This is a genomic window from Alteromonas genovensis (assembly GCF_010500895.1).
GTDB lineage: Bacteria > Pseudomonadota > Gammaproteobacteria > Enterobacterales > Alteromonadaceae > Alteromonas > Alteromonas genovensis.
Genome location: NZ_JAAAWO010000015.1, coordinates 40,434 through 54,785, shown reverse-complemented (window position 1 = coordinate 54,785; position 14,352 = coordinate 40,434). Strand labels below are relative to the sequence as shown.

Here is a 14,352-nt window from a genome sequence, read left to right as displayed (position 1 = left end):
TAGATTTAGTAGGTGAAACTAAACTCTACAACAGATAAAAGAAGCCATGAAAAAGGGAGTGGTAAAAAGCAAAAATTCAAATACACAGCATGACCTCGCGTTAGCGGTGCTTTGTATCTTTCCATTTCATTCAATAATTCTTCTATTTTTCTACTCGCTTTATTAGAATCTGCGCTTTGTATAAGCTTTGTTATTTCCTGTTCATTAGCAGCTATCAATTGCTGCGACAAGGATTTCAAGCGCCTAATTAGCTGCAGCATGGGCCACAGAACAATCAAGGAAAAGCTCGTACCAAAGATAAAGATTACCGTTAAGTCAGATACATGTACGGGTTGATTAATCCAAAATACAGGCATTATCGCCATCGCAAATAATGAAGTAAAAGCTGTGGTTAATCCAAACGTAAGCAAATTTTGTAGCACTGAAATTTGTTTTGATAGGCTTTCTCTCTCTACTACCTTCGACAGGGTTCTTAAATATTGGCTATTGGTTAAAATTTGAAGGCAGAATAGAGAGGTAAGCACCCAGAAAGGAATAGCGGTAACAGCGATAAAAAACACCTCTGGTTCATTTATACGCGTGATTACACCTTCTGCAACCATATAAACAATAGGCATAATAAACCCAATCGATGTTGACCAGATTAGATGCTGTTTAAACTTTCGAGATATTTCGCTGCGATGATAATAGAAACTTTGGTACTGCCGATTCATCTCTAACATTTTATCTAAGTTCTGCGCCACTTTTCTATGAATATAGCGCAGAGCAAATAAGAAATAACAAGTCAATAAGCTAATACCTAGTGCAGTATTGAAGTCTCGCTGAGCATTTACGGATGGAATGGGAATACTGATAGTACCCACGAGTATGTGTACTGTTATTAGCACACAAAGCAGTGCAATAGGGTAAAGAATTAATGTGATATTTTGTGATTTCATCATTGGAAAAGCAGCACCACTACAGATTAATGCTACGTTGTTGCCTTTTTAACTATTGAAAATATGAACTGCAAGCCAGAAAAGTAATATGAGGCTAAGACTGGCAATATACTTTTTAACTTCAAGTAAACCTTTCGCACTTGAGCTTTCACTATTAGTGTCAATGGTATCAGCGCTTACTGAACCAGAAAAAATCCGACTACTATAGCCTGATTCATCAAATTTGTCTGAATTACGTAGTTTCTGTTCATACCAATAACAGTATAACTTCCAAGTTTTTTTTATGGGTCCGCAAATCACCAAGATAAAGAATATAAAGAAAATGAGTAACTCACTTACCATCATTTCTCTATGAATATAAAGCAACGGTATTACTAGCGCTAAGTAAATCAGTTTTGATATGTACGACATACCGAGCTTTACGATTACAAACAATCCATTTATATGGTCAGTCTCATTTGAGACATTTACAAGTACATCCTTTTTAAGATAATTGAGGTTAGAGCTTATCTGTACAATTGCTAAACCTAAAAAGAAGAAAAAGACAACAGTATTCATTAGATAAGCATATTGATGGAGGGTAGGCGGTGCTGACAATAGGTTTTCTACAAAAACCAAAAATGTAACTAAGATACATGCGACGACTAATGCGTTGAAAGCATCAAGTTTGTATCTGCTTCTTAGTTGTTTTCTCTTGAAACTAAATTCGCTCAATCGGTTAGTCTTTATCAATAATGATATCAATGCGCTAATTACATTTAAATTGTTAAACTTTAAACACAACCAAAAGTAGCCGCTACCTAAACTCATCAACAAGCCAAATGAAAAATTCGTACGCAAAAATTCATCAGTTTCAGTAGTGTTAAAACCGTAAGCCGTAAAAAACTGGAAGAAGATTAATACTGAAACAACCAAGCATGGAACTAGTGCAATCAGGAATATGTTTCTCGTACTGCTGTCAGGGATTAAATTCATTGTTTATTCAAACGTCTTTTCACTTTTTAACACAACCGTACTCTGGAATCGTCTAAGAGCAGACTTAAACGATACGCTTAAGACATAGCACCTGACAATAACAATATTTGCAATAAAAAATAAATACTTACTCTTTTTTCAAGAAACAAAAAACCCGCCTATTGGCGGGTTTTTTCATATAACTGCTCGCTTATTTACGTAACTTCTGAATAAGACGAAGTTGCGCGATTGCTTCAGCTAGCTGGTGAGCTGCCTCTGCATAATCGAAGTCAGCGCCTGGGTTGGCGATGTGCTCTTCTGCACGTCGTTTGGCTTCTTCTGCTGCCTGCTCGTCAAGATCTTCAGCTCGAACCGCGGTATCAGCCAGTACGGTAACGTTACCAGGCTGTACTTCAAGTACACCACCAGCAACATAAATTACTTCTTCTTCACCGAACTGTTTAACCAAACGCACCATACCAGGTTTTATAGCAGAGATAAGTGGCGCGTGACCTGGGTGTATACCCAATTCACCTTCGCTACCTGTCACTTGAATCGTTTCTACAAGACCAGAAAAAATTTGTTTTTCTGCGCTTACTACGTCCAAATGTACTGTCATTGCCATGTGAACCTCCTGATTAGGTACGTAAGCATTATAAGGGCTAGCGTAGCTAGCCACCTAATTATGCTTTATTGGCTTTCTCTCGCGCTTCTTCGATAGAGCCAACCATGTAGAATGCTTGCTCTGGAAGATCGTCGTATTCACCATCCAGGATACCTTTAAAGCCACTGATTGTGTCTTTAAGAGATACATACTTACCTGGAGAACCTGTGAATACTTCTGCTACGAAGAAAGGCTGAGATAGGAAACGCTGAATTTTACGAGCACGTGATACCACTTGCTTATCTTCTTCAGACAGTTCGTCCATACCTAGAATCGCGATGATGTCTTTCAGCTCTTTATAGCGCTGAAGAACAGTCTGTACGCCACGCGCAATATCGTAGTGCTCTTGACCGATTACTAGTGGGTCAAGCTGACGAGATGTTGAATCTAGAGGGTCTACCGCTGGGTAAATACCTAAAGATGCAATGTCACGTGAAAGTACTACCGTTGCGTCTAAGTGAGCAAATGTTGTCGCAGGTGACGGATCCGTCAAATCATCCGCAGGTACGTATACCGCTTGGATTGAAGTGATTGAACCAGTCTTCGTTGACGTAATACGTTCTTGAAGCACACCCATCTCTTCCGCTAGCGTAGGCTGATAACCTACCGCAGAAGGCATACGACCTAGAAGTGCTGATACTTCAGTACCTGCTAGTGTGTAACGATAGATGTTATCTACGAAGAATAGTACATCACGACCTTCGTCACGGAACTTCTCGGCCATTGTAAGACCAGTAAGTGCTACGCGAAGACGGTTACCTGGAGGCTCGTTCATCTGACCGTACACCAACGATACTTTATCAAGTACGTTAGAGTCGTTCATTTCATGATAGAAATCGTTACCCTCACGAGTACGCTCACCAACACCGGCGAATACAGAGAAACCACTGTGCTCGATTGCGATGTTACGGATAAGCTCCATCATGTTAACGGTTTTACCAACACCGGCACCACCGAACAAACCAACTTTACCACCCTTAGCGAATGGACAAACCAAGTCGATTACTTTAATACCTGTCTCAAGTATTTCTACTGAGCTAGACTGATCTTCGTAGCTAGGCGCTTCACGGTGAATAGACATACGCTCTTCTTCACCAATTGGACCTGCTTCGTCGATTGGGTTACCCAATACGTCCATGATACGACCTAGTGTGGACGTACCCACTGGAACCATAATTGGGCCACCAGAGTTTTCTACTGAAAGACCACGACGTAGTCCATCTGTTGTACCTAGTGCGATGGTACGAACAACACCACCACCTAACTGCTGTTGCACTTCCAGGGTTAAACCTGATAAGTCACCTTCGGTAACTCGTAGTGCGTCATAAACTCTTGGAACCGCATCTTGTGGAAACTCAATGTCCACAACGGCGCCAATGATTTGGACGACCTTACCTTGACTCATAATTTGTCCTCGTTATCTCTTTTAAACCTTTGCCTACACCGCTGCGGCACCGCTAACAATCTCACTAATTTCCTGTGTGATTGCAGCTTGACGCGCTTTGTTATATACCAGTTGCAGATCATCAATAAGATCGCCGGCATTGTCGGTTGCTGCCTTCATGGCAACCATTCGCGCAGCTTGTTCTGACGCTGCGTTTTCTACAACACCCTGGTACACCTGAGATTCAATGTAACGAACCATTAGTGATTCCAAAATTTCTTTTGGATCCGGCTCGTATATGTAATCCCAACGATGTTGATATTCTTCGTCTTTTGACTTTGGCAAAGGCAATAACTGATTGCTCACAGGTTTCTGTGTCATGGTGTTAACGAAGTCATTGAAAACCAAGAATACTCGGTCAATCTTGCCTTCGTCGTACGCCTTAAGCATAACGCGTACAACACCCACTACATCACTCACTGACGGCTTATCACCCAATCCTGACTCGGCTGCTAGCAAGCTACCGCCAAATCGATTGAAGAAACCACAAGCCTTCGCGCCTAATGCAGCGAAATCTACTTCAACACCCTGATCACGCCATTGTTTAACGTTCTGAGCGACAAGCTTAAATTCGTTGGTGTTTAAACCACCACATAAGCCTCGGTCAGTGGAAACCACAATATAACCAACACGCTTGACTTCACGCTCTTCCAAGTAAGGATGGCGATACTCAAGGTTACCGTTAGCAATGTGACCAATCACTTTTAGCATGTTTTGTGCGTACGGACGGCCGGTGGCCATACGTTCCTGCGCCTTTTTCATTTTAGACGCAGCAACCATTTCCATTGCACTGGTAATTTTTTGAGTATTTTTAATACTCCCAATCTTACCTTTTATCTCTTTACCGCTGGCCATGACTATCTCTCCGATTACTCAACGTGTTGCCGGCGATGCTATTACACATTACCGGCTGCATTGATTACCAAGTTTGTGTCGCTTTAAAACTAGTTAATGCGTCATTCAACTTAGAGGCAATCTCGTCGTTGTAGTTACCTGTTTCGTTGATAGTCTTCATAAGGTCAGCGTGCTCGCTGTTCAAATACGAGTGAAGAGAGGCTTCAAAATCTAAGATTTTGTCCAGCTCAACGCTCTTTAGAAACCCTTTTTCTACCGCGAACAGGGATGCACCCATATCAGCAATTGAAAGTGGAGCATATTGCTTTTGCTTCATCAGTTCGGTAACGCGCTCACCGTGCTCAAGTTGCTCACGAGTCGCATCATCAAGGTCTGAAGCAAACTGCGAGAACGCAGCAAGTTCACGATACTGTGCAAGTGCTAGACGAATACCACCACCTAGCTTCTTGATGATTTTAGTCTGTGCAGCACCACCAACACGAGATACCGATACACCCGCGTTTACGGCTGGACGGATACCTGAGTTGAACAAGTCAGTTTCTAAGAAGATCTGACCATCAGTAATCGAGATTACGTTTGTAGGTACGAATGCAGATACGTCACCAGCTTGCGTTTCGATAATTGGAAGCGCAGTTAATGAACCTGTTTTACCTTTCACTTCGCCTTTGGTGAAACGTTCAACGTATTGATCGTTTACACGTGCAGCGCGCTCTAATAGACGCGAGTGAAGATAGAAAACATCACCTGGATAGGCTTCACGACCTGGTGGACGCTTAAGTAGCAATGAAATTTGACGATAAGCAACAGCTTGCTTAGACAAATCATCATATACGATTAATGCATCTTCACCGTGGTCACGGAAAAACTCACCCATTGTACAACCAGAATACGGCGCTAAGTATTGAAGCGCAGCAGATTCAGAGGCAGAAGCAGCAACAATAATTGTGTGCTCTAACGCTCCGTGCTCTTCTAGTTTACGTACAACGTTTGCAATAGTTGATGCTTTTTGACCAATCGCCACGTACACGCACTTAACGCCTGTACCTTTTTGATTGATGATAGCGTCAATCGCCATTGCAGTCTTACCGCACTGACGGTCACCGATGATCAGCTCACGCTGTCCACGGCCTACTGGCACCATCGCATCAACAGATTTGTAACCTGTTTGGATTGGCTGGTCGACTGGCTGACGTTCAATTACGCCTGGTGCAATTTTTTCAACAGGTTCAAAACCCGCTGCTTCAATTGCGCCTTTTCCATCGATTGGCTCACCTAGTGTGTTAACAACACGACCAAGTAGAGCGTAGCCTACCGGAACTTCAAGAATACGACCTGAAGATTGTACTTTATCGCCTTCTTTCAGGTCCGCATATGGACCCATAACAACAGCACCTACTGAGTCACGCTCAAGGTTTAGTGCCATTGCGTAGCGGCTTCCTGGAAGCTCGATCATTTCACCTTGCATTACATCGGCAAGGCCATGAATACGGATAATACCGTCGGTTACTGCGACGATAGTACCTTCATTGCGTGCTTCACTGCTTACATTGAACTGTTCAATTCTTTTCTTGATCAGTTCAGCAATTTCAGTGGAATTAAGTTGCATGCTCTTATCCCCGTTATGCTTGCAACGCGTCTGCTAGACGGTTCAATTTCGACTTTACGGAACCATCAATTACTGTATCACCGGCATTTATTACCATTCCAGCGATCAGGGCAGGGTCCACGTTACAATTAAGCTTCACTTTACGTGCCAAACGTTTTTCCAACGACGCAATCAGTTCAGATTGTTGTGCGTCAGTCAGCGCTGAGGCTGACGTTACGTCAACTTCTATTTCTTTGTCATAATCTGCTTTAAAAGCATCAAATAACGCAGAGATTTCAGGCAACGCGGCTAAACGTTTATTTTCGGCCAGCACCTTCATCAGGTTTTGACCGTATTCATCGAGTTGCTCACCACAAACACTCACAAAAATGTCCGACAGCGTGTCAGCGGCAACGGCACCAGTTAATAACTCGTGCATTTCATCGTTAGCAGCAACTGCACCGGCGAAGGTGAGCATTTCTTGCCATTTTGCAACAGCACTTTTCTCGACGGCAAAATCGAAAGCGGCTTTAGCGTAAGGACGAGCAACGGTTGTCAATTCAGACATGGCTCATCTCCTTCTCAAAGCTCAGCGACAAGTTTTTCAACAATGTCGTTTTGTGCGTTAGCATCGATTTCACGTTGTAAGATTTGCTGCGCGCCAGCAACTGCTAATGCAGATACCTGCTTGCGCAAATCTTCTTTGGCACGATTGCGTTCAGCTTCAACTTCGGCATAACCAGACGCGATAATTTTTTCGCGTTCTGCATGGCCTTTCTGCGTTTCTTCGTCAACCAATTGGTTGGCGCGCTTTTTGGCCTGCTCGATAATTTCAGCTGCTTGCGCTTTCGCGTCTTTCATTTGCTCAGTGGCTTTCGCTTGAGCAAGTTCTAAGTCTTTCTCTGCGCGTTCAGAAGCTTCAAGCCCATCGGCTATCTTCTTTTGACGCTCTTCAATCGCTGCAATCAGCGGTGGCCACACATATTTCATGCAGAACACCACGAACACAGCGAAGGCGATTAATTGACCTATAAAAGTGGCGTTAAAATTCAAAATCGCCCCTCCTCTTAAAGTTCGCTAAAAAAGTGGTTAGTAGAATTAGGCACCAACAGCGAACAATAGGTATAGAGCGATACCAACACCGATCATTGCGATGGCATCGATAAGACCCGCTACGATGAACATCTTAACTTGTAGCTGAGGTGCTAGTTCAGGTTGACGAGCAGCAGATTCTAGGAATTTGCCACCAAGTAGACCGAAACCAATAGCGGTACCTAGGGCACCAAGACCAATCAGTAGTGCAGCAGCGATGTATAACATTTACGTCTCCGATTTTAAGTTAAATTTAAAGTTAAAAGTAAAACTCTGTAAAAACGGCGCCAATTTTCCAGGTTTAATCAGCGCTCGTTAATGCTTAATGTTCTTCACACGCCAAGCTTAAGTACACGATGGTCAACATCATGAAAATAAACGCTTGTAGTGGAAGTACCAAAATATGGAATACAGCCCACATGAAATGTAGTGGAAGCTGGAAGTAACCGATAGTGGCTATCAAAATAAAGATTAGCTCACTAGCATAAAGGTTACCAAACAAACGTAGCGCAAGTGATAACGGACGCGCTAACAGTGTTACTGTCTCAAGAATAAAGTTTATCGGGATAAACGCAGGGTGTCCGAAAGGCTGCATTGTCAGTTCTTTCATGAAACCGCCAATCCCTTTCATCTTGATTGAATAGAACAAGATTAAAATGAATACGCCTGTTGCCAAGGCAAAGGTTAGATTCAAGTCAGTGGTTGGTACTGCTTTGTTATAAACGTCGTGCGGGTCCATACCAAATGCGGCTTGGCCAATTAACCCAGATACCCAAGGGATAAGGTCAACAGGGACTAAGTCCATTAGGTTCATCAATAAAACCCAGACGAAGATAGTCAGCGCAAGGGGTGCAATAAGTGCACTACGTCCATGGAAGGTGCTTTTCACGTTGTCATCAACAAACTCGACAACCAACTCAACGAAAGCCTGCATTTTGCCAGGTACGCCAGTGGTTGCTTTTGACGCAACGCTTCTAAAGATAATTAGAAAAAGTAAACCAAGTCCAATTGACCATGCCAGTGTATCGACATGCCATGCCCAAAAACCAGCATCAGAACACGCTTTGTTAAAAGCGATTCCATTGTCAGTTGAGCACATGGTGGCATTGGTCAAGTGGTGCTTGATGTATTCTGAGGTAGTGTATTCAGATGCCATTGTTTAACCCAAGTTGTAAAGTGTAAAAATTTAGTAACTGGTTATTGTGTTTCTAACGGTTGCGCTCATGTCGTTGTTATTCTTTCGAACCGTAATGAAACATTGCTAGCGCGTGGCTAACGGTTGTAATCACAAATGCCATAAACAAAACAAGTGGCACAACGTGTAAAAATCTAAATGCAATTACAAATAAAATAATTGTCAGCGCCAATTTCATTTTTGAACCTTGGCTAAAACTGCGTGCAACAAGTTCATTTTTACTCGCGCCAGCGTAACGAAACGCAAATGCAGTAAAAACTATTTTCGGCAAGATACTGATTAAGGCACCTGTCGCGGCTGAACTAGCCGTTATTAATCCGCCAACAAGCGCTGCTAATACAACCATTATGGCGGCCGTGACAATTTGAAAAAGTAGCCCTTTTTTGGCGAGGGTTAACCCGCGTTTCGCTAACTTGTTTGTCACACTATCTCGCTGCTTGTTCACGTCTTACAAAAAGCGTCAGAAGTATACTGTTTTACCGACAATTTTCAACAGTACAACGCTTTTTGAAAGTTATTCTGAAAATTTCCTATTGCTATAACCGGAAAGGAGAGTGTCCGTTGTTGTTAACAAACCTCATCTCTAAGGCAAAAATGCCACGGTAAACAATAATACAAAGACCTACCAACCTATTGAATTTTAGAAATAATTCCATCTAATTGCTCTAAATCACTAAAGCTAATTGTCAGTTTTCCTTTGCCCTTCGCATTGTGGTCTATATTCACCTGCGCGCCTAAATTTTCTGAAAGTCGCGTCATAAGGTTTTGAACATCGGGATCAATTTTCTTTTCCGGCTTGGGTTTTGCGGGCTCTAAAAGCTTTTTCACTAGCTTTTCAGTGTCTCTTACCGTTAGTCCTTTACCTGATACAATTTGTGCGGTGTCAGATTGAGTGTCGCCATCTAAGGCAAGTAATGCCCGTGCATGACCCATTTCAATATCGCCGTGCTCAACCAACGTTTTTACATCGTCGTTAAGATTATTCAAACGCAATAAGTTAGATACCGTTGTACGAGATTTCCCAACCGCTTCAGCCACTTCTTGGTGGGTCAATGAAAACTCACTCATTAAACGGTCTAACGCCTGCGCTTCTTCCATTGCGTTTAAATCTTCACGCTGAATATTTTCAATCAGCGCAATGGCAACAGCGGCCTCATCAGGCACGTTTTTAATTAGGCAAGGTACTTCATCAAGCTGCGCTAGTTGGGATGCACGCCAACGACGTTCGCCAGCTATAATTTCAAAGCGATTTTCATCCACTTTACGTACAACGATAGGTTGAATAATACCCTGGGCACGAATCGATGATGCTAATTCTTCTAGCGCATCTGGCGACATGTCTTTACGAGGCTGATATTTTCCAGGTACCAAAAATTCGATGGGAATTTTACTTAACTCACCGTTCGTTGATACAACCTCTGCGGCATCCTGTTCTCTTTGAGACGATGATTGGCTAGTAGCAAGAAGCGCATCTAACCCTCGGCCAAGGCCTCTTTTACGTGCTGACATAGTGTCCTCTATGGCATGTGCTGATAGGTAGCAGCTTATTTTTGTTTAACTCGCTTTTGCCTGAGAAGGCGAAGTTTTGTCCCTGCGTCGCAGAATTTCACCAGCAAGTGCTAAATAGGCTTTAGCGCCGGTCGACGACTTATCGTAGTACATTGCTGGCGTTCCAAAACTTGGGGCTTCAGCAAGACGAACGTTTCTTGGTATCACCGTGCGATATACCTGCTCACCAAAATGACGTTTTAATTGCTCTGAAACATCGTTAGCAAGGCGATTTCGAGGGTCGTACATAGTACGCAAAACACCTTCGATCTTCAATTCAGGATTCACAACAGATGCAAGTTTCTGGATGGTATCCATCAATGCAGTTAATCCCTCAAGGGCATAATATTCGCACTGCATAGGAACCATCACAGAATCTGATGCCGCTAATGCGTTAACAGTGAGTTGGTTAAGCGACGGCGGGCAGTCAATAAAGATAAAGTCGTAATAATCGATAACGGGTTTTAGCGAGTTGCGCAGGCGCACTTCTCTGGCAAACATTTCCATAAGTTTAATTTCAGCAGCAGTCACGTCGCCGTTTGCTGCAATGAGATCGTATTTACCAGAGGTATTTTTAACGATGACCTCATCGATGGGCTTTTCTTCGATAAGTAGCTCGAATGCCGTTGCATCGACTTCATATTTGTCAACGCCGCTTCCCATTGTCGCATTTCCTTGAGGATCAAGGTCGATAAGCAAGACTTTTCGCTTAGTCGCCGCCATGGAAGCTGCAACATTTACCGCTGTGGTTGTTTTACCCACACCGCCTTTTTGATTCGCGATTGCGATTACCTTTGCCACACTAAATCCTGTTTTAACGTTGCTGTGTCTTTCTCAGCCAAACTAAATGTCTTTCTCCATCCAAATTCGGTACTGTGATGTTTTCAGTGTTCACAACTTGAAAGTGATCACTTACTTCATCTATCTCGCTTTGTGGAAATTGACCTTTTAGTGCTAAAAACTGCCCATCTGAATCTACCAGATGTTCGCACCAGTGCAACATATCTTTTAGCGATGCGAAAGCGCGACTAAGTACAATATCGTATGGCTTGTCGCCAACATGATTTTCTACACGGCTGTTGACGGGCGTTACATTGGTGAGTTTGAGCGTATGCACGCATTGTGTCATAAAGCGAACACGTTTACCCAAACTATCTAACAGCGTAAAGGTTTTATCTGGAAACGCTATGGCTAAGGGCATTCCCGGTAACCCAGGTCCGGTTCCCACATCAATAATATTCTCACCGGTTAAGTGCGGCACAATGGCGAGTGAATCTAAAATGTGTTTCACCATCATTTGCTTTGGGCACCTCACGGAAGTGAGGTTATAGGCTTTGTTCCATTTATCGATAAGTAAAACAAATTCAACAAGTTGTTGTTGCTGATTATCGGCTAAATTGAGTGAAAGGGCCTCGAGTCCAGAGGCCAATATACAATGCAAATCTTGCTGTGTAGTCATCAAAAGGATTCTGTCTTGATAATGAGCGCGGTTAGGCGCTGATTTTTTCGTGTTTTCTTAGCATGCCATGTTTTTTTAGGTAAACCAGAAGCAGCGATATCGCCGCTGGTGTGATACCTGAAATTCGCGACGCTTTACCTATTGTCTCAGGTCGAGCCTCGGTAAGTTTAGTAATAACTTCATTGCTAAGACCAGAAATTTTACTGAAATCCATATCACGTGGAAGCAGAGTATTCTCGTGGCGCTGTGCTTTGGCTATTTCATCCATCTGACGCGCAATATACCCTGCGTATTTAATTTGGATTTCTACCTGCTCAGCAGCTATCGGATCGGTAAGTCCAGGTCCAACGCTTTCAATTTCCATTAACTGAGCATAGGTCATCTCAGGGCGACGAATTATTTCCTCTAAGGAATGTTCACGACTCACCGGTGTCTTTAACATGGTGTTAAGTTGAGGTGTTGCAACGTGATCTTTGTGTATCCACTGACTACGCATACGCTGAGTCTCAGTTTCAACGGCTTCCATCTTTTCGTTAAACTTAGCCCAACGCGCATCATCAACTAAACCAATTTCTCTTCCACGGGCCGTCAGACGACTATCTGCATTGTCTTCTCGCAGTAATAGTCTGTATTCAGCACGGCTGGTAAACATGCGATAAGGTTCTTTGGTCCCCATCGTAGCCAGATCATCGATAAGCACACCCATGTAAGCCTGATCCCGACGCAAGATAAGCGGGTCCTTTTGCTGAACTTGAAGTGCAGCATTAGCACCAGCCACTAGTCCTTGGGCACCGGCTTCTTCGTAGCCAGTAGTGCCATTGATTTGGCCGGCAAAAAATAGTCCATCAATAAATTTGGTTTCCAGGGTTTGTTTGAGATCCCGTGGATCAAAGAAATCATATTCAATAGCGTAACCGGGTCTAACGATATGCGCATTTTCAAAACCTTTGATAGAGCGAACAAGGTTCATTTGAATATCGAAAGGTAAACTGGTTGAGATCCCGTTTGGATAAACTTCAATACTGTTCAGTCCTTCAGGCTCAACAAAAATCTGATGCGAGTTTTTATCTGCAAATCGCGTAATTTTATCTTCAATGCTAGGGCAGTAGCGAGGCCCTATTCCCTCGATATTTCCAGTGAACATTGGAGAACGGTCTAATCCGCCGCGGATAATGTCATGGGTTTTTTCGTTAGTGTGAGTGATATAACACGGAATTTGTGTTGGATGCATATCACGGTTACCCATAAACGAAACAACCGGAGTAGGGTTGTCGCCTGGTTGAGCTTGCATAACTGAAAAATCAAGGGACCGTGCATCAAGTCTTGCGGGTGTACCTGTCTTTAAGCGATCTACTCGAAATGGCAGTGCTCGCAGTCGGTCAGCCAATGCGATAGACGGCGGATCGCCTGCTCTACCGCCGCGATAATTTTCTAACCCAATGTGGATAGTACCACCTAGGAACGTACCTACCGTTAGAACAACAGTTTGCGCTTTAAACTTTAAGCCCATTTGGGTGACAACGCCGCATACGCGATCGTTTTCGACAACCAAGTCGTCTACGCTTTGCTGAAATAACGTGAGGTTAGGTTGATTTTCGACAATGCTGCGGATCGCATTTTTGTAAAGCGTCCGATCCGCCTGAGCGCGTGTTGCTCGTACGGCAGGGCCTTTGCTTGAGTTCAACGTTCTAAATTGAATACCACCGTGATCGGTAGCCAGTGCCATTGCTCCGCCTAAAGCGTCGATCTCTTTAACCAAGTGACCCTTACCAATTCCACCGATCGCAGGGTTGCACGACATTTGGCCAATGGTCTCGATATTGTGAGTAAGCAAAAGTGTATTTGCACCCATGCGTGCAGCGGCTAGAGCGGCTTCTGTGCCTGCATGACCACCACCTACAACGATGACATCAAATGCTTGAGCATAAAACATGGTGTAAACCTCACTGAAAACTATCGATAAACCAAAATCTTTTATTCAGCTTTTGCTGAAAAAAGGGCGCGTATTTTAGCTGACTTATTACTTAAAGAAAATGATTAAATTTTCCTCAAACTAGAGGTTTGAAAAAGTGTGATCGGCTTTAATGATCTTAAGATCTCTTTTAGATATGTTTTATATTTACTTTTATTAAGATCGGCAAGATCTGTGGGTAACCGATCAAAACACATTTAGATCATCGTCTTACGCGATCAATAACTTTGGGAAACACAGCTATATAACACCCTATTGATCTTGTGTATAAACACCCTACTTATCCACACAAGCTAATTTCAAAAAAGTTATTCTTTTTACGATCAGAGCTTATACACAGGGCGTTGTAGGATCCTATCCACAGGCCTGATCAAGATGTGATCCAGCTGGGGATAAAATGTTTGCTAATTCGACATTGGGATCGCAGGATCGAGCAAATACAAGGTGTTCAAAGGGATCTTCCTGTGGAGGAGATCTTTCCACAATTTCCCTATGGATCATCCGATCGCTTGATCCCATTATTATAAAAATAATTGCGTCCACAAAAAATATTTATCCTTTTTTATAATTTTAAGGCGTAAAAACAAAAAAAAGACAACTGAGATGAACCCTCTGTTGTCTTTAATTTGAAATATATTGATTGTAA

Annotated in this window: 15 protein-coding genes; all 15 read right to left on the bottom strand. The window is 43.0% G+C overall.

What is annotated here, in order from left to right:
• Positions 1 to 5 precede the first annotated feature (5 nt).
• Positions 6 to 941: a hypothetical protein gene (locus GTQ48_RS16250; RefSeq protein WP_163107606.1), complete on the bottom strand. Its 936-nt coding sequence runs from the start codon at positions 939 to 941 to the stop codon at positions 6 to 8.
• Positions 942 to 986: 45 nt separating this feature from the next.
• Complete coding sequence (locus GTQ48_RS16245) at positions 987 to 1,913, bottom strand: hypothetical protein (protein ID WP_163107605.1); 927 nt, start codon at positions 1,911 to 1,913, stop codon at positions 987 to 989.
• A gap of 190 nt (positions 1,914 to 2,103) precedes the next feature.
• Positions 2,104 to 2,517, bottom strand: coding sequence for a F0F1 ATP synthase subunit epsilon (locus GTQ48_RS16240; RefSeq protein WP_032095253.1), 414 nt, complete (start codon positions 2,515 to 2,517; stop codon positions 2,104 to 2,106).
• A 58-nt stretch (positions 2,518 to 2,575) separates the two neighbouring features.
• Positions 2,576 to 3,961, bottom strand: a complete 1,386-nt coding sequence (atpD, locus tag GTQ48_RS16235) for a F0F1 ATP synthase subunit beta (protein WP_163107604.1) — start codon at positions 3,959 to 3,961, stop codon at positions 2,576 to 2,578.
• 33 nt (positions 3,962 to 3,994) lie between these two features.
• The gene (atpG, locus tag GTQ48_RS16230; protein WP_163107603.1) at positions 3,995 to 4,855 is read right to left on the bottom strand and encodes a F0F1 ATP synthase subunit gamma; all 861 of its coding nucleotides are present in this window, start codon (positions 4,853 to 4,855) and stop codon (positions 3,995 to 3,997) included.
• A gap of 64 nt (positions 4,856 to 4,919) precedes the next feature.
• The gene (gene atpA, locus GTQ48_RS16225; RefSeq protein WP_032095250.1) at positions 4,920 to 6,461 is read right to left on the bottom strand and encodes a F0F1 ATP synthase subunit alpha; all 1,542 of its coding nucleotides are present in this window, start codon (positions 6,459 to 6,461) and stop codon (positions 4,920 to 4,922) included.
• Positions 6,462 to 6,474: 13 nt separating this feature from the next.
• Positions 6,475 to 7,008 carry a F0F1 ATP synthase subunit delta gene (gene atpH, locus GTQ48_RS16220; RefSeq protein WP_163107602.1) on the bottom strand — a complete coding sequence of 178 codons (534 nt, stop codon included), beginning with the start codon at positions 7,006 to 7,008 and terminating at the stop codon, positions 6,475 to 6,477.
• Positions 7,009 to 7,022: 14 nt separating this feature from the next.
• A complete protein-coding gene (gene atpF / locus GTQ48_RS16215) occupies positions 7,023 to 7,493 on the bottom strand; it encodes a F0F1 ATP synthase subunit B (protein ID WP_032095248.1) in 471 nt (156 codons plus the stop codon).
• Between the two features lie 45 nt (positions 7,494 to 7,538).
• A complete protein-coding gene (gene atpE, locus GTQ48_RS16210; protein ID WP_032095247.1) occupies positions 7,539 to 7,760 on the bottom strand; it encodes a F0F1 ATP synthase subunit C in 222 nt (73 codons plus the stop codon).
• Positions 7,761 to 7,854: 94 nt separating this feature from the next.
• The gene (gene atpB, locus GTQ48_RS16205) at positions 7,855 to 8,688 is read right to left on the bottom strand and encodes a F0F1 ATP synthase subunit A (RefSeq protein ID WP_032095246.1); all 834 of its coding nucleotides are present in this window, start codon (positions 8,686 to 8,688) and stop codon (positions 7,855 to 7,857) included.
• 76 nt (positions 8,689 to 8,764) lie between these two features.
• The gene (locus tag GTQ48_RS16200; RefSeq protein WP_163107601.1) at positions 8,765 to 9,151 is read right to left on the bottom strand and encodes an ATP synthase subunit I; all 387 of its coding nucleotides are present in this window, start codon (positions 9,149 to 9,151) and stop codon (positions 8,765 to 8,767) included.
• A 206-nt stretch (positions 9,152 to 9,357) separates the two neighbouring features.
• Complete coding sequence (locus GTQ48_RS16195) at positions 9,358 to 10,236, bottom strand: ParB/RepB/Spo0J family partition protein (protein ID WP_032095244.1); 879 nt, start codon at positions 10,234 to 10,236, stop codon at positions 9,358 to 9,360.
• 45 nt (positions 10,237 to 10,281) lie between these two features.
• Positions 10,282 to 11,076 (bottom strand): ParA family protein, encoded by a 795-nt coding sequence (locus GTQ48_RS16190; RefSeq protein ID WP_032095243.1) that lies wholly within the window; start codon positions 11,074 to 11,076, stop codon positions 10,282 to 10,284.
• 13 nt (positions 11,077 to 11,089) lie between these two features.
• Positions 11,090 to 11,734, bottom strand: a complete 645-nt coding sequence (rsmG, locus tag GTQ48_RS16185; protein WP_163107600.1) for a 16S rRNA (guanine(527)-N(7))-methyltransferase RsmG — start codon at positions 11,732 to 11,734, stop codon at positions 11,090 to 11,092.
• Between the two features lie 31 nt (positions 11,735 to 11,765).
• On the bottom strand, positions 11,766 to 13,667 hold the full coding sequence (gene mnmG / locus GTQ48_RS16180) for a tRNA uridine-5-carboxymethylaminomethyl(34) synthesis enzyme MnmG (protein WP_163107599.1): 1,902 nt from the start codon (positions 13,665 to 13,667) through the stop codon (positions 11,766 to 11,768).
• Positions 13,668 to 14,352: the final 685 nt, after the last annotated feature.